14 protein-coding genes are annotated in these 15438 nt (G+C 67.2%); 8 read left to right on the plus strand and 6 right to left on the minus strand.

Going from position 1 to position 15438, the window contains the following annotated elements:
- Positions 1–263: 263 nt before the first annotated feature.
- From FDA38_RS29675 to FDA38_RS29685, 3 genes are read left to right on the plus strand one after another with little or no spacing between them, the layout of a single operon-like run.
- Complete coding sequence (locus FDA38_RS29675) at positions 264–1610, plus strand: extracellular solute-binding protein (RefSeq protein ID WP_137257413.1); 1347 nt, start codon at positions 264–266, stop codon at positions 1608–1610.
- Positions 1611–1641: 31 nt separating this feature from the next.
- Positions 1642–2583, plus strand: coding sequence for a carbohydrate ABC transporter permease (locus tag FDA38_RS29680; RefSeq protein WP_137257414.1), 942 nt, complete (start codon positions 1642–1644; stop codon positions 2581–2583).
- Position 2584: 1 nt separating this feature from the next.
- Entirely contained in the window at positions 2585–3472 is an 888-nt protein-coding gene (locus FDA38_RS29685; RefSeq protein ID WP_137257415.1) for a carbohydrate ABC transporter permease, read from the plus strand.
- Here the strand turns inward: FDA38_RS29685 and FDA38_RS29690 are convergent.
- A complete protein-coding gene (locus FDA38_RS29690) occupies positions 3469–3825 on the minus strand; it encodes a DoxX family protein (protein ID WP_137257416.1) in 357 nt (118 codons plus the stop codon). The two genes, FDA38_RS29685 and FDA38_RS29690, sit on opposite strands and share 4 nt — an antisense overlap.
- 75 nt (positions 3826–3900) lie before the next feature.
- Here FDA38_RS29690 and FDA38_RS29695 point away from each other — a divergent pair, with 75 nt between their 5' ends.
- Positions 3901–4455 carry a TetR/AcrR family transcriptional regulator gene (locus FDA38_RS29695; RefSeq protein ID WP_137257417.1) on the plus strand — a complete coding sequence of 185 codons (555 nt, stop codon included), beginning with the start codon at positions 3901–3903 and terminating at the stop codon, positions 4453–4455.
- On the opposite strand, the gene FDA38_RS29700 is transcribed toward FDA38_RS29695, so the two are convergent.
- The 3 genes from FDA38_RS29700 to FDA38_RS29710 are packed head-to-tail and all read right to left on the minus strand — an operon-like array spanning position 4371 to position 6995.
- Positions 4371–5162, minus strand: coding sequence for an FAD:protein FMN transferase (locus tag FDA38_RS29700; RefSeq protein ID WP_202877896.1), 792 nt, complete (start codon positions 5160–5162; stop codon positions 4371–4373). The genes FDA38_RS29695 and FDA38_RS29700 overlap by 85 nt on opposite strands.
- Positions 5159–5623, minus strand: coding sequence for an FMN-binding protein (locus tag FDA38_RS29705; protein WP_137257418.1), 465 nt, complete (start codon positions 5621–5623; stop codon positions 5159–5161). Before FDA38_RS29705 ends, FDA38_RS29700 begins: the two co-directional genes overlap by 4 nt.
- Positions 5624–5627: 4 nt before the next feature.
- On the minus strand, positions 5628–6995 hold the full coding sequence (locus tag FDA38_RS29710; protein ID WP_137257419.1) for a ferredoxin reductase family protein: 1368 nt from the start codon (positions 6993–6995) through the stop codon (positions 5628–5630).
- Between the two features lie 238 nt (positions 6996–7233).
- Between FDA38_RS29710 and FDA38_RS29715 the strand changes: the two genes are divergently transcribed.
- On the plus strand, positions 7234–9516 hold the full coding sequence (locus tag FDA38_RS29715; RefSeq protein ID WP_233714991.1) for a HelD family protein: 2283 nt from the start codon (positions 7234–7236) through the stop codon (positions 9514–9516).
- Between the two features lie 103 nt (positions 9517–9619).
- Here FDA38_RS29715 and FDA38_RS29720 read toward each other — a convergent pair whose 3' ends face one another.
- A complete protein-coding gene (locus FDA38_RS29720) occupies positions 9620–10423 on the minus strand; it encodes a quinone oxidoreductase family protein (protein ID WP_202877897.1) in 804 nt (267 codons plus the stop codon).
- Positions 10424–10479: 56 nt separating this feature from the next.
- Here FDA38_RS29720 and FDA38_RS29725 point away from each other — a divergent pair, with 56 nt between their 5' ends.
- The 3 genes from FDA38_RS29725 to FDA38_RS29735 all read left to right on the plus strand — a co-directional run bounded on the left by FDA38_RS29725 (position 10480) and on the right by FDA38_RS29735 (position 14929).
- Positions 10480–11085 (plus strand): TetR/AcrR family transcriptional regulator C-terminal domain-containing protein, encoded by a 606-nt coding sequence (locus FDA38_RS29725; RefSeq protein ID WP_137257420.1) that lies wholly within the window; start codon positions 10480–10482, stop codon positions 11083–11085.
- Between the two features lie 97 nt (positions 11086–11182).
- The gene (locus FDA38_RS29730; RefSeq protein ID WP_137257421.1) at positions 11183–13591 is read left to right on the plus strand and encodes a penicillin-binding protein; all 2409 of its coding nucleotides are present in this window, start codon (positions 11183–11185) and stop codon (positions 13589–13591) included.
- A gap of 75 nt (positions 13592–13666) precedes the next feature.
- A complete protein-coding gene (locus tag FDA38_RS29735) occupies positions 13667–14929 on the plus strand; it encodes an aminotransferase class I/II-fold pyridoxal phosphate-dependent enzyme (protein ID WP_137257422.1) in 1263 nt (420 codons plus the stop codon).
- On the opposite strand, the gene FDA38_RS29740 is transcribed toward FDA38_RS29735, so the two are convergent.
- Positions 14920–15435 (minus strand): PaaI family thioesterase, encoded by a 516-nt coding sequence (locus FDA38_RS29740; protein WP_137257423.1) that lies wholly within the window; start codon positions 15433–15435, stop codon positions 14920–14922. The two genes, FDA38_RS29735 and FDA38_RS29740, sit on opposite strands and share 10 nt — an antisense overlap.
- Positions 15436–15438: the final 3 nt, after the last annotated feature.

Genomic DNA, 15438 nt, shown 5'->3' on the forward strand with positions numbered 1-15438 from the left:
CTCCCTTGATGATCATTCATTTCGGTGAGCAATTATCGAAAAAGTTTCGAAGCTCTCCCGCCGACCCCGGCGATCCGCCCCGGGTCTGTGAATCGCCTGTGACAGCAGGCGTTTACGTGACCTCACTGTGACCCCAAACTGCCCTTAGTTCAAGTCTTGACAGCACTATCTCCGAAATCTATGTTTCGAAAACAAGTCATATCGACAGGTGCCTTCCGCAACCTGTGGGGGCAGCACGGAGTACGGAGATCACAGTGGATCCGATGACGACATCCCGTCGTACCTTCTTAGGCATGGTCGGCGGCGGCGCACTGGCGGCCGGCCTCGCGGCCTGCGGCAGCTCCGGCCCGAGTAGCACGCCCGGTTCCACCACCGGAGCAGCGGCCGGCAGCGGCACGACGTACTGGTTCCTCACCGGACAGCCGCAGCAGGCGATCCGGGAGGCGCAGGTCAAGGCGTTCAACGACGCGAACCCGAACACCAAGATCAAGACCACCGAGTTCCAGAACGACGCGTTCAAGGCCAAGATCAAGACCGCGATCGGCGCCGGCCAGGGCCCGACGCTGATCTGGGGCTGGGGCGGCGGCGGCCTGAAGGCCTACGTCGAGGCCGGCCAGGTCGAGGACCTGACCGACTGGTTCAACGGGCAGACCGACCTGAAGAACTCGATCTTCCCGTCCGCCTTCACGGCGGCGACCGTCAACGGCAAGCTCTACGCCGTGCCTGGCGAGACGGTCACGCCGATCGTGCTGTTCTACGACAAGCGCTCGTTCGAGAAGATCGGCGCCCAGCCCCCGCAGTCGTGGGGCGACATCATGGACCTGGTGCCGAAGTTCAACGAGAAGGGCATCGCGCCGTTCTCGCTCGGCGGCCAGTCCCGCTGGACCAACATGATGTGGCTGGAGTTCCTGTTCGACCGGATCGGCGGCAGCGAGGTCTTCCAGAACATCTACGACGGCAAGAAGGACGGCTGGTCCGACCCGTCGGCACTGAAGGCGCTCGACGAGATGCAGAAGCTGATCAAGGCGAACGGCTTCATCAAGGGCTTCTCCTCGATCACCGCCGACTCGAACGCCGACCAGGCGCTGCTCTACACCGGCAAGGCCGCGATGATGCTGCACGGCGCCTGGACCTACGGCAACATGAAGTCGTCCGGCAAGGACTTCGTCACCGGCGGGCACCTCGGCTACATGAACTTCCCGCCGGTCGACGGCGGCAAGGGCGACCCGAGCGACACCGTCGGCAACCCGGGTCAGTACATGTCGATCTCGTCCAAGGCGAGCTCGGGCGACAAGGACACCGCGAAGAAGTTCATCGCCAACAACACCCTCGACGACGCGACCGTCGACGCCTGGGTGAAGTCCGGCAACATCCCGGTGGTGAAGAGCGCGAAGGACAAGCTCTCGTCGATCACCGACAAGAACGACTCCGAGTGGCTGAACTTCGTCTACGACACCGCGGCGAACGCGAAGAACTTCGCCCAGTCGTGGGACCAGGCCCTCAGCCCGACGCAGGCCGAGACCCTGCTCGACAACATCGCCAAGCTCTTCCAGCTGTCCATCTCGCCGCAGCAGTTCGCCGACAACATGAACGCGGTGATCGGCCAGTGAACCTGTTGAACATCGAAGGCCAGGAGACTCCATGACCGTGACCGCTCCGCCCGTCGTCCCGGCGACCGGCCGCAATGTCTCGTCCGGCGCCGGGGGGGCCGGCGTCGGGCGGAGCGGTCCGGTCGCCTGGATGGTGCTGCCCGCGCTGGTGCTGTTCGTCGTGTTCGGGGTCGTGCCGCTGGTCGGCGTGGTCGTGCTCAGCTTCACCCAGTGGGACGGCCTCGGCGCGATCCACGCGAACGGGTTCGCGAACTGGCGCTCGGTGCTGTCCGATCCGCAGACGTGGCACAGCGTCCTGGTGACCTTCGAGATCATGATCCTGTCCTGGGCCGTGCAGACCCCGATGAGCCTGCTGCTCGGCACGTTCCTGGCCGGCCGGCAGCGGTACCGCGCGTTCCTGGCCGTGCTGTACTTCATCCCGCTGCTGCTCAGCTCGGCCGCGATCGCGATCACGTACAAGGCCCTGCTCGATCCGAACTTCGGCCTCGGCGCGGGCCTGCACATCGGCTTCCTTACCCAGGACTGGCTCGGCAAGAGCAACCTCGCCATCGGCGTAGTGATCTTCATCGTGTCCTGGCAGTTCATCCCGTTCCACTCGCTGATCTACCAAGGCGGCGTCCGGCAGATCCCGACCACGATGTACGAGGCCGCCTCGATCGACGGCGCCGGCCGGATCCGGCAGTTCTTCAGCATCACCGTGCCGCAACTCAAGTACACGATCATCACGTCGTCGACGTTGATGGTGGTCGGTTCGCTGACCTTCTTCGACCTGATCTTCGTGCTGACCGCGGGCGGCCCCGGTGACGCCACCCGGGTCCTCGCGCTCGACATGTACAAGCGCGGCTTCATGTCCAACCAGATGGGCCCCGCCAGCGTGATCGCGTCCATGATCGTGCTGCTCGGCCTGGTGCTCGCACTGCTGCTGCGGCGGCTCGGCGGCAGTACGACGGCCAGCCAGCAGGAAGGTGCCTGAGATGGCGATCGCAACCACCTCGAGTACGTCGACCCGCCGCGCCCGCGGCGGACCGGTGCGCGCACACAAGCTGCTCCAGCTGAACTGGTTCGGCGGCCTGGCCGGCTGGATCTGGCTCGCGATCGTGGTGATCCCGCTGTACTGGATCGTGGTCACCAGCTTCAAGGACCAGAGCGACTACTTCACCCAGAACCCGTTCGCCCTGCCGTCCGCACCGACGTCGGAGAACTACAAACTGGTCATCGAGTCCGACTTTCCGCGGTACTTCATCAACAGCGTGATCGTCACGATCGGCACGATCATCCCCGCAGTCGGGATCTCGTTCATGGCGGCGTACGCGATCATCCGCGGCGCCGGCAGCAGATTCCTTGCCGGGGTCAACGGTATGTTCCTGATGGGGCTGGCGATCCCGCTGCAGGCGACGATCATCCCGGTCTACCTGCTGATCATCAAGATGCACCTGTACGACAGCCTGCTGGCACTGATCCTGCCGTCGGTCGCGTTCTCGATCCCGCTGTCGGTGCTGGTGCTGTCGAACTTCATCCGCGACGTACCCAAGGAACTGTTCGAGTCGATGCGGGTGGACGGCGCGACCGAGTGGGGCATGCTCCGCACACTCGCGTTCCCGCTGACCCGGCCGGCGCTGGTGACCGTCAGCATCTACAACGGCCTGGCCGTCTGGAACGGGTTCCTGCTGCCGCTGATCCTGACCCAGAGCCCGGACAAGCGCACGCTGCCGCTGGCGCTGTGGACCTTCCAGGGCCAGTACAGCGTGAACGTCCCGGCGGTCCTCGCGTCCGTCGTCCTCACCACGCTGCCAATCGTCATCCTGTACGCCGTCAGCCGCCGCCAACTGCTCAGCGGCCTCACCGCGGGCTTCAGCCGCTAGAGACGTCTACTCCCGGGCCTGATCGCCCACGACGCGAGCGCCAGCACGGCGAACGCCGCCGGGGCGATCATCCCGGAGTACACGTGCTCGGCCGCATTCGAAGCGGCGGCGCCTGTCATGTTGATCAGAACTCCGGCGTACGCCCACTCCTTCAGCCGCGGCAGGCGAGGTGCCAGCAGGACGACCGCCGCCGCCAGCTTGGCGAGACCGAGGATCGTCGCGAGATAACTCGGATATCCCAGGTCGATCATCATCGGGTAGAACGGCGGCAGCCGGAACAGATCCATCGCGCCGCCGACGGCACACTCCCCCACGACGACTGTGGTCACTGCCCAGTACGTCCCGGTCCTCATCGGGATCACCTTCTATCGAAACGGTACCGTACTCTTACGCTAACGGTACGATAGCGTTTCGATGGAGGTGGATCAATGGTCTCGCGTGGTGACGGTGCCCGGCAGCGGATGCTCACGGCTGCGCTCGGCGTGCTCGACGAGTCGGGGTTGGCCGGCTTCACGATGGAGGCGGTCGCGCGGCGGGCCGGCGCGAGCAAGGCGACGCTGTACCGGCGCTGGCCGACCACCGGGGCGCTGTTGGTCGACGCGATGGACACCACCTTCCGCCCGTTGCCGACGCCGGACACGGGGTCGGTGGTTTCCGATGCCACGGAGATCCTCACCGCGTTCGTGACGCTGCTCGAGCGTACGCCGTTCCCCCGCCTGCTGGCCGCGTTCATCGACGCCGCCGAGCGCGATCCCGCGCTGTCGAAACTGCACACCGATCTCACCAGCCGCCGCCGCGAGCCGATGCTCGTCGTCCTGGCCCGCGGTCGCGAGCGCGGGGAAATCGGCCCGGACACCGATCCCGAGCTGACCACGGACCTGCTCACCAGTCCGTTCTTCTACCGGCACTTCGTTGCCCACCGCCCCATTCCGCGCGGAATGGTCGCCGAGGTCGTCGAACGGGTGCTGTCGCCGAAGACCTGACGGGTCCCGTCGGCCAGGACGACCAGACCGGTGCGGGACCGCATCCACTCGAGACCATCCGCGCCGAGAGCGAAGGCCGCGGTCGCGTCGATATCGGCCTGGGTCAGCGACTGATGGACCACGGTCACCGACGCGAGCAGGGCCGGCGTCGTACCGGTGCGAGCGTCGGTGATGTGGTCGCCGCGCCGGTGCAGCCCGGAGGTAGCGATCGCGCCGTTCCGGATCGGCACCATGGCGACCACCTTCTCCGGCGCATGGGGGTCCTCGATCCCGATCCGCCAGCCGATCGAGTGCGGACCGCTCCGGCAGGTCAGGTCGCCGCCGGCCGAGAGGCAGTAGTCCGTGCCAGGCAGTCTGTCGAAGGCGTGTGCGGCCCGCTCGACGGCCCAACCCTTCACCACACCGCTCGGGTCCAGCACCCCGTTACGTCGTACGTCGAACGCGCCGCCGGTCTCGACCCGGGCCTGTTCGCCGAGCGCGAGGACCTCGGCGACCTCCGGCGGACAGTCCGCAACCGCCAGCTCGCCGCGGTTGAGGCGGGAGACGTAAGAATCGGGCCGGTAGGTGCTGAAGATCCGGTCGGCATCCCGCAGTACGTCGAGGGCGTTCGCCCACGCCTCGGTCGCACGGTCGTCGCCCGCGTGCCGCCCGCGCAGCGCCAGGCTGATGGGCATCCCCATCACGTGCTCGACGTACCGCGTGGTCATTTGACCTGGTCCAGAACGCTTTGCAGGGAACGGATGTAGCCGTCGCTGGTCACGGTCGCCCCGCTGACCATGTCGATATCGGCACTCTGCGCCTGCACGGTCTCGTTGATCAGGATCGGCAGCGCGTACTGGTTGATCTCGGCGTCGCGGCGGTTCCCGTTCGGGTACTGCGGAACGCTGACGGCCGTGATCTTGCCGCTCTGCACGGTGAGCTGTACCTGGACCGGACCCCATTGCGTCTGCGCGACGTCACCCGTGACTGTCGACGAACCGGGCGCCGACGAGGGCACAGATGAAGGCACAGATGAGGGCGCCGTCGACGGAGCGGACGTACCAGGTCCGGTTTCGTTGCCGCTGGCAAGCGGTGTGGCAGCCTCCGGACCGGAGGTCGACGTGCGGTAGCCGAACAGCAGGACGACGGCCGAGACCGTACCGAGGAACCAGAGCACGATGCGTTTCACGAGATCACCACTTGAACGTTTCCAGATGGAGCCGCTCGGCCGGGAGACCGGCGGCGTCGAGGGTCTGCTTCACCAGCTGCGTCCACGCGTCCGGTCCGCACAGGTAGACATCGCGTTCGGCGATGTCCGGGATCCAGTGCCGAAGCGCTTGCAGGTCGTCGAGCTCGCCCGGCCCCGGGCCGAACCACGAGCCGGGGCCGCGCCGATGACCTGGCAGCGACAGCAGGGACAGTCCGCGATCGCGATGGAGCGCCTGCAGTTCGTTCCTGAAGAGCTGATGATCGGTGTACCGCTGGATCAGGACCGCGTCGCCCGGCGCGTAGTCGAGTCCTTCGGCCAACGCACGCAGCGGGGTGATGCCGACCCCGGCGCCGATGAGCGCGATCCGCCGTGTGGTCCGGGCCCGCGCGCTCAACCGTCCGTACGGTCCTTCGACCAGAACGCGCGTACCCGGACGTACGCCGCCGAGCGCCGCGCTTCCGTCGCCGGCTTCCTGGACTGTGATCCGCAGACTGCGGCCGTCCGGCGCGGCCGACAACGAGTACGGGTTGGCCCGGGTCCAGCCTGGCCGGCCGAGGAACCGCCAGGAGAAGAACTGACCGGCTTCGGTCTGCAGCCGATCCAGCCGCCGTCCCTCGACGTACACCGAGACGATGCGATCGGTCTCGCGGACGACGGCCGTCACTCGCAGCCGGTGCCGGGCATTTCGCCAGACCGGCATCCCGATCCGGAACACCAGGATCGCCGCGGCTGTCAGAGCCCAGGCGGTCCACCAGAAGACGGTCCGGCTGGTCGACGCGAGGAAGTCCTGACCGGTCCAGAGCTGGTGCGGCAGCGCGAGTCCGACGCCGAGGTATGCGTACAGGTGCAGGAGATGCCACGACTCGTACCGGATCCGTCGCCGCGCAGCCTTGATGCTCGTCACCACGGTCAGACACAGGCAGACCGTGCCGGCCACCGCGAGCAACATGCCCGGGTAGTCGACCGTCAGGTCCCACAGCGTCGCGGGCGTGCGGCCCAGCTCCCCCGCCGCGTATCCCCAGGTGATGGTGACGAGATGCGCCAGCATCAGGTTGAACGACGTGAACCCGGTCAGGCGGTGGATCCGCGCGAGCCGATCCTGCCCGTACGCCGCTTCCAGCAGCGGCACCCGAGCCATCAGCAGGACCTGAGCGAGCAGCAGGACAGCGGCGAGCAACCCGGTGAGCCGGCCGAGTGACGTGAGGCCGGTCGCCCAGCCGCCGAGCTCCTGGACGCCGCCGTCCGCCACCCACCAGTACGTGACCAGCAGCAGGCTCAGCCACAGGACCACGAACGCGCAGGTGCGCACCGTGTCGTCGGCGTGAGCCCGCCGGCCCGGCGCTTCGACCATGGCGACTCCTCGGGGATGACTGCATCCCAGTGTCGGGTCGCCTGCTGAGCGCATCCTTCGGCTTGGCTGTGAGCCCGCTGTGAAGCGGCCGTTTCAGGAAAGCCGTTCACTGTTGCCCGCGGCCAAGGAAATGGCTATTGTTGGGTGTTTGTACGGGCAATAAAAAAGACGCCCTTTCGGGGCATCTGTTTATAGATTAGCAGATGCGATCGGGGGTTCGCAAGAGCATGGGGGCAGCGTGACGGATCAGCTACTCGCGGACGAGATCACCGCAGAACAAGGAGAAGTGGACCGGATGTACGACCGGCTGGACATCCTGCGCGAACGAGCCAAGAGCGAACTCGACCGGGTACAGCTCGAGGAAACCACCGGCACCGACCAGTCCTACACCGAACGCGAATCGTTCACCGACCTGTTTTCCGGGCGATTCTCGCAGTTGTCGTCGGTCGAACGCGGATTGTGTTTCGGCCGGATCGACGAAACCGCCGGAGAACAGTTCCACATCGGCCGGATCGGATTGTTCGACGACGACTACGAACCGATCCTGGTCGACTGGCGGACGCCGGTCGCGCAGGTGTTCTACAGCGCCACCGCAGCCGAGCCGCTCGGCGTCAAGCGCCGCCGGCACATCCGGTTGCGCGGCCGGACCGTCGTCGGAGTCGACGACGACCTGCTCGATCTCGAGGCGCTCGGCGACGGCGAACGCAGTACGTTGATCGGCGAGGCCGCGCTGCTCTCGTCGCTGACCGCGAGCCGCACCGGCCGGATGAACGAGATCGTCGCGACGATCCAGTCCGAGCAGGACCGGATCATCCGGGCCAGCCTGCCCGGCGTCCTCGTCGTACAGGGCGGCCCGGGGACCGGGAAGACCGTGGTCGCGCTGCACCGCGCGGCGTACCTGCTCTACACGCATCGCGAGCAGCTCGGGCGCAGCGGCGTACTCGTGGTCGGGCCGAACAGCACGTTCCTGCGCTACATCGACCAGGTGCTCCCGTCGCTCGGCGAGACCGACGTCGTGCTCGCCACGATCAGCGAGCTGTACCCAGGTGTCTCGGCGACCGCGCCGGAGTCGGCCGAGGCCGCCCGGATCAAGGGCGACCTGGCGATGGCCGACGTACTCGCGGAGGCGATCAGCCGGTTCCGCGTCGTACCGACCGCGCCGATCAAGCTGAAGGTCGACCAGCACGAGCTGGTGCTGCGCCCGAGCGCGATCCGCAAGGCGCAGCAGAGCGCGCTCACGGCGCGGGAGCAGCACAACCGGGCCCGCCCGCTCTTCGTACGACGGATCCTGAAGACGCTGACGAACCAGATCGTCGAACGGATCGGACGCCAGTACGTCGGAGCCGTCGACATCGAGGACATCGAGAAGGAGCTGTCCGAGGACGACCGCGTCCTGGAGCTGCTCGACCGTCTCTGGCCGGAGCTCACGCCGCAGCTCCTCATCTCGGTGCTGTTCTCGTCGGCGGACCGATTGGCCGCCGCCGCACCACAGCTCACCGACGACGAGCGCACCGCCGTACTGCGGCCTGCGACGGCCGACTGGGCTCCGTCCGATGTCGCGCTGCTCGACGAGGCCGCCGAGCTGCTCGGGGAAACCAGCGGAGTCGTTGCCGGACGCAACCGCCAGGCCGCCGAGGAGGCCGCTGCGGTCGAGGCCAACCGTGAGTACGCACACGGCGTGATCGACATCGGGCTGACCGCCGAGCGGATCGAGATCATGCCCTGGGAGATCGAGCAGTTCAAGGACCTGATCGCGCAACGCACGCGCCTGATCGAGAACCCCTTCACCCTGGCCGAGCGCGCGGCGTCGGACCGCACGTGGGTCTTCGGCCACGTCATCGTCGACGAGGCGCAGGAACTGTCCGCGATGGACTGGCGCATGCTGATGCGCCGCTGCCCACGCCGCTCGATGACTCTCGTCGGCGACATCGCCCAAACCGGCTCGGCCGCCGGCGTCCGTTCCTGGTCCGACCTCCTGGACCGCTACGCCCCACGTCGCTGGCGCACCGCCGAGCTAACAGTCAACTACCGCACCCCCGCGGAGATCATGGCGGTCGCCGCCAACATCCTCACCACCATCGACCCAACCCTCACCCCACCAACCTCAGTCCGCCGCACCGGCACCGAGCCGACGATCTGCAGCGTCCCCACCGACGAACTCACCGACGCGCTGGCGGCCGCGATCAAGACCTCGCGCGAAGCAATCGACGACGGTCATCTAGCGGTCATCGTCCCAACCTCCCGCTACGACCAGTTCGCTCGCGCCATCCCCGACATCGCCCACACCCACGACCCGTCTGTCCTGGATGCAGACGTCGCCCTCCTCGACGTAGCCCAATCAAAGGGCCTCGAGTTCGACGCTGTCATCATCGCCGACCCAACCACGATCGTCGCCGAGTCCTCCCGCGGCCTTTCTGATCTCTACGTAGCCACCACCAGAGCCACCAAACACCTCACCATCCTCGGAGACCTCCCGGACGTCTTGTTTTCAAGGGATTACGACCAGTCGGCTACCACGTGAGCTGGTGCGCTGCCAGGCTGACTCGATCTCGCTCAGCGGCACGCGATCGATCCTGAAGGTGAGGTCGCCGGCGCGGGTCCAATCGACGACTTGTTGATAGGACTCACCCATTGCCTCCGGCGTCAGGTTGCGGGCGGCGCCGTACAGCTCGACGCCGGAGGTGCGGAGGGCTGATGCGGGTACGGCGAGGTCGGGGCCGGCGACGTCGCCGATCTGGACGATGCGGGGTCGGGGTGGTGAAGGCGAACGTGTCCGGGGTGAGGGCGCGGAGCAGGACCTCGGTCGGGCGGCCCCAGAGGAAGTCGAGGACCACGTCGTACCCGCCGGCGTCGGCGTACGCCTGCTGCAGCTCGTCGTCGGCTGTATTGATGACAGCATCGGCGTCGAGCTCGGCGAGTTGGGTGTCGTCGCGGCCGGTTGCCACGATGCGTCCCGCGCCGAGCAGGCGTGCGACCTGGACGGCCAACCGCCCGGCGACACCCGTTGCGCCTTGGACCAGGACTGTCTCGCCCGGCTGCAGGCCGGCCGCGGTCTTCATCGTCAGCGCGGTGATCGCAGACGCCATCACGGTCGCGACGGCCGGATCGATCCCGTCGGGAATCGGTGCGTACGCCCCCTCCGGTACGACGGTCTTCTCCGCGAGCGCGCCGTACGGCGAACGCACGTTGCCGAAACCGACCACCGTCCCGTCCGGCAACCGGCCGATCCCGTCGAAGACCGGGATCATCGGCAGCTCCCCGAGATACTTCCCGCTCGCATAATGCTTGCCGGCGGCAACCGCCTTGTCGACGTTCTCGACCGCGGCCGCGAGCACCTCGATCACCACCTCACCCTCGGCCGGCACCGGGTCGGGGAACTCCTCGTACCGCGGGACACCGCCCACTTCGTGCAGCACAGCAGCCTTCATGACACACCCCTCTCTAACACCGTTAGAGTCACTCTAACACTGTTAGACTCCAGCCCGTGAGCCTCGACCGGACCAAGATCGTCGACGAGGCGGTCGCGCTGCTCGACGCCGAAGGACTCGACGGGGTCACGCTGCGGAAGCTGGCCGCCCGCCTGGGCGTCCAGGCCCCGACGCTGTACTGGCACCTGCCCAACAAGGCCGCCCTGGTGACCGCCATCGCGGAGGCGATCGTTCCCGACCCCACCCCGGCGGCGCCTGACCAGCCATGGCAGGAGTGGCTGACCGACTTCGCCCTGCAGTTGCGCGCCGCGCTGCTCGCTCATCCGGACGGCGCCCGGGTCGTCTCGATGGCGCAGCTCTCCCGGCAGACGGCGGCGTGGTCCGAGCTTGCGATGAGTACGCTCGCCGACCGCGGCATCCCCCTCCACAACGCGCGCATCATCGTGCTCACGGTCGAGCGCTTCACGGTCGGCCACGCGCTCGAGGAGCAGTCACCCCGGCCGGACACCGCCGATTTCGATCTCGAGCAGTACAGGGCGGCGTACCCGGTGTCGATGCGCGCGATCACGGAGTACTTCACGCCTGGTCGGGACGTCGATGACCTGTTCCGGGACTGCCTCGAAGTGGTCGTCGAGGGGGCCTCCGTGATCGCCCGGCAGTGATAGTGCGGTCACTGTTGGTGAGATCGCTGGGCAAATGTGTAAATTCCGTAACAGGGAGAGTGCCTGAGGTACTCCACCTGACGTAATCTGCCCAACCATGCACAGAGGCGAACGGCGGGCCAAGCGGCCCAATGTCGTGATGTCGGTGTTCGTGTTCCTGCTGGTCAGTGTTCTCGCCGGAGCACTGTTCGCCGGACTGGCCCTCCCCTTCGCCGGTCTGGTCGGCGTGACGACGGCCACCGCACACGACACCGTGCAGTACCTGCCCCAGGATCTGAAGACCGCGCCGCAGGCCGAGACCACCGTGATCCAGGACGCGGACGGCAAGACCATCGCGAGGCTGTACCAGCAGAACCGGACGCCGGTGACGCTGAAGCAGATCAGCCCGGTCATGCTCAAGGCGATCGTCGCGATCGAGGACGACCGGTTCTACGAGCACGGCGCGATCGATGCCAAGGGCACCCTGCGCGCGATGCTGCGCAACCAGTCGTCGGGCGGAGTACAGCAGGGCGGTTCGAGCATCACCCAGCAGTACGTGAAGCTGAACCTGATCAACAAGGCCCGCACGCCGGAGGAGGTGAAGGAGGCCACCGCCGAGACGTACGAGCGCAAGATCGCCGAACTGCGCTACGCCATCGCCGTCGAGAAGGAACTGAGCAAGAACCAGATCCTGAACGGCTACCTGAACCTGGCCTTCTTCGGCGACCGCTCGTACGGCGTCGAGGCCGCGGCCATGCACTACTTCGGTGTCCACGCCGCGAAGCTGAACCTGCCGCAGGCCGCGATGCTGGCCGGCCTGGTGAAGAACCCGACCGGGTACGACCCGATCGACAGCCCGACCCGGGCCAAGGCGCGTCGCGACGTCGTACTGCGCCGCATGCAGGAGCTGAACATCATCACCGCCAAGCAGGCGGCGGACGCGATCAGGACGCCGGTGATCGACCCCACGAAGGTCCGGGTCGCCCCGAGCGGCTGCGCGAACTCGAAGTACCCGTTCTTCTGCGAGTACGTGGTGTCGAAGCTGAAGGCGAACACCGCGTTCGGCAAGACCCCGGAAGAGCGCGAGAACTACATCGAGACCGCCGGTCTGGTGATCAAGACTTCGCTCGACCAACGGATCCAGGCGGCCGCGCAGACCTCGATCAACGCGCACTCCAAGGCCGGCGACCAGGCCGTTGCCGCGATCACCATGGTCGAGCCAGGTACGGGCCTGGTGAAGGCGATGGCGCAGAGCCGTCAGTACGGCGGTAAGAAGGGACAGACGGCGTACAACTACAACGTCGAGAAGTCCTACGCCGGCGGCTTCGGCGGCTTCCAGAACGGGTCGACGATGAAGGCCTTCACGATCGCGGCCGCGATCGGCAAGGGCGTGCCGACGACGTACCGGATCAACTCCCCGCAGGTGATCAGCCTCGGCGGCAAGGAGTTCAGCACCTGTAGCGGGCCGACGTCCGTCGACAGCTACAACCCGAAGAACTCGACCAGGACGATCGCCGACCCGTCGATGGTCGACGCGGCGAAGGCCTCCACCAACACCTACTTCCTGCAGTTGTCCCAGCAGATCGGGATCTGCCCGATCGCCACGATCGCGTCGAAGCTCGGCATGTACGACGCGCAGACCCTGAAGCCGCTGCAGCAGGTGGTCTCGTTCACCCTCGGCTCCGCCGGTCTGATCACGCCGCTGATGCTGTCCAACGCGTACGCGACCTTCGCGGCCCGGGGGATGTACTGCAACCCGCAGATCATCACGTCGATCACGATGATCAAGACGAAGAAGGCGATCCCCACGCCGGGCCCGAACTGCCACCGGGTGCTGTCGCCCGGCGTCGCGGACGGCGTCAACTACGTGCTGCACCAGGTGATGATCAACGGCGGAACCGGCTCGAAGCTGAACTTCGGCAAGAGCGACCTGGCCGGCAAGACCGGAACGATCGACGAGAACCAGGCGGTCTGGTTCTCCGGCTACTCGAACAAGCTCGCCGCCGCGGCCGTCGTCGGGGACGCCGATCCGCCGGCGTCGAACCTGATCAAGCAGGTCTTCAACGGCAAGAAGCTGAGGGACGCGTCCGGTTCCGGGACCGCGGGCCCGATCTGGGAGACGGCGATGCAGGGCGCCCTGCAGGGCATCCCGACCAGTAAGTTCACCAAGCCGGACGACAAGATCATCCGCGGTAACGTGAAGGATCTGCCGTACCTGAAGGGCATGACGCCCGCGGAGGCCGGTGCCAAGCTGTTGTCGATGGGCTTCAAGGTCGTCATGTCGCACGGCGATCGCGTCGACTCCGACGCCCCTGCCGGCACCGTCGCCTGGACCAACCCTCGCCAGGAGGACGGCGCACCGGCCGGCTCGATCGTCACGCTGATCATCTCCAACGGCAGCCGGGCCCAGCCCCCGGTCACACCCCCGGTCATCCCACCGGTGGTGCCGCCCACGATCAAACCGCCGCCCAACATCCCGACCTGCATGCCGTGGGATCCCAAGTGCCACCCTCGCCGAGGAGGCTGACGCCCCGAAGTAGGACACGCGCCGGGGATCACTAGGCTGGGGGCAACACCTAGCTTTTGTGAAAGGACTCCCCCCGTGAGTGTCGATGAGTTGACCGGTCAGGTTGAGCAGGCGCGCAAGGACTACGAGGCGCTGGTGGCCAAGGGGCTCAAGCTTGATCTGACGCGGGGGAAGCCCTCACCCAAGCAGTTGGATGCGGCGAACGGCGTACTGGGTCTGAGCGGCGAGCCCGTGGCTGCGGACGGCACCGACCTGCGGAACTACGGCGGCCTGCACGGCCTGCCGGAGGTGCGGGCGATCTTCGCCGAGGACCTGCAGGTGCCGGTTGAGCAGCTGCTGGCCGCGGGGAACTCGAGCCTCGAGCTGATGCACGACGCGGTCGTGTTCGCGCTCCTCGGCAAGGTGCCCGGCGCCGAGAAGCGGTGGGCCGACGTCGAGGGTCTCGCGTTCCTGTGCCCGGTGCCGGGGTACGACCGGCACTTCGGGATCTGTGAGCGGTACGGGATCAAGATGATCCCGGTGCCGATGACGCCCGAGGGTCCGGACATGGACGTCGTCGAGCGGCTGGTCGCGGAGGACGCCGCGATCAAGGGCATCTGGTGCGTGCCGAAGTACAGCAACCCGGACGGCACCGTGTACTCCGACGAGACGGTACGGCGGCTGGCCGCGATGGAGACCGCGGCGCCGGACTTCCGGATCTTCTGGGACAACGCGTACGCCGTGCACCACCTGACCGACTCCCCCGCGAAGATCGCCGACGTACTCGCGCTCTGCGCGGAGAACGGCCACCCGGACCGGGCGTTCGTGTTCGGGTCGAGCTCGAAGATCACGTTCGCCGGCGCCGGTGTCGCGTTCTTCGGGTCGTCGCCGGCGAACATCGAGTGGTGGCTGAGCCACACGGTCAAGCGGAGCATCGGGCCGGACAAGATCAACCAGCTCCGGCACGTGCAGTTCCTGCGCGACGCCGACGGACTGCGGGAGCACATGCGGACGCTGGCCGAACTGATCCGGCCGAAGTTCGACGCCGTCGACAAGATCCTCACCGCGGAGCTCGGCGGCACCGGGCTCGCGTCCTGGACCGCTCCGGCCGGCGGCTACTTCATCAGCCTGGAGGTCCCGGAGGGCTGCGCCAAGGAGGTCGTCGCCAAGGCGAAGGCAGCCGGTATCGCGATCACCCCGGCCGGCGCCACACACCCGTACGGCGACGACCCGACGGACCAGGTGATCCGCATCGCCCCGACGTACCCCGAACTCCCCGAGGTCGAGGCAGCCATCACCGGCCTCGCCACCTGCGTCCGCCTGGTCGCGGGTGAGAAGCTTCTCGCCGATCAGGCCTGAGGCGGTAGCTCGAAGAGCAGGCAGGTCGACGTTGCGTGGGCGAGGAGTTTGCCGCGTTCGTCGTACAGGTGGGACTCGGCGACCGCCGTACGACGACCGCGGCTGATGATCGCGCCCTCGCAACGAAGTACGCCGGAGTTGACCGTGACCGGCTTGATGAAGCGGGTCATCAGGTCGAGCGACGTGTAGCCGACGCCGGCCGGCAACGTCGAGTGGACGGTGCACCCGGCGGCGGTGTCGAGCAGGGTGGCGATGACGCCGCCGTGCACCGAGCCGAGCGGGTTGTAGTGGAACTCGGCCGCCGGCATGTACACGGTGACCTTGCCTTCCTCGGCCTCGAACCCGGTCGCCCCGACCAGCTGCAGGATCGGCGGCGCCGGGATCAGCCCGTCCCGCATCGCCTGCAGCATCTCGAGCCCGGTCGAGCTGCCGACCCGCGCCGCGGTCTCGGCCGGATCGGTCCAGGTGAAGGTCCGGCTCCGGCTCGCCTGCTGAGTCTCCGTCATGGA

Source organism: Kribbella jiaozuonensis (assembly GCF_005233875.1).
Classification (GTDB): Bacteria; Actinomycetota; Actinomycetes; order Propionibacteriales; family Kribbellaceae; genus Kribbella; species Kribbella jiaozuonensis.

What these genes read in the sequence shown, in the direction of transcription:
- FDA38_RS29675 (WP_137257413.1), top strand. Translation starts at nt 264, where the DNA reads ATGACGACATCCCGTCGTACCTTCTTAGGCATGGTCGGCGGCGGCGCA.
- FDA38_RS29680 (WP_137257414.1), top strand. Translation starts at nt 1,642, where the DNA reads ATGACCGTGACCGCTCCGCCCGTCGTCCCGGCGACCGGCCGCAATGTC.
- FDA38_RS29685 (WP_137257415.1), top strand. Translation starts at nt 2,585, where the DNA reads ATGGCGATCGCAACCACCTCGAGTACGTCGACCCGCCGCGCCCGCGGC.
- FDA38_RS29690 (WP_137257416.1), bottom strand. Translation starts at nt 3,825, where the DNA reads ATGAGGACCGGGACGTACTGGGCAGTGACCACAGTCGTCGTGGGGGAG.
- FDA38_RS29695 (WP_137257417.1), top strand. Translation starts at nt 3,901, where the DNA reads ATGGTCTCGCGTGGTGACGGTGCCCGGCAGCGGATGCTCACGGCTGCG.
- FDA38_RS29700 (WP_202877896.1), bottom strand. Translation starts at nt 5,162, where the DNA reads ATGACCACGCGGTACGTCGAGCACGTGATGGGGATGCCCATCAGCCTG.
- FDA38_RS29710 (WP_137257419.1), bottom strand. Translation starts at nt 6,995, where the DNA reads ATGGTCGAAGCGCCGGGCCGGCGGGCTCACGCCGACGACACGGTGCGC.
- FDA38_RS29720 (WP_202877897.1), bottom strand. Translation starts at nt 10,423, where the DNA reads ATGAAGGCTGCTGTGCTGCACGAAGTGGGCGGTGTCCCGCGGTACGAG.
- FDA38_RS29730 (WP_137257421.1), top strand. Translation starts at nt 11,183, where the DNA reads ATGCACAGAGGCGAACGGCGGGCCAAGCGGCCCAATGTCGTGATGTCG.
- FDA38_RS29740 (WP_137257423.1), bottom strand. Translation starts at nt 15,435, where the DNA reads ATGACGGAGACTCAGCAGGCGAGCCGGAGCCGGACCTTCACCTGGACC.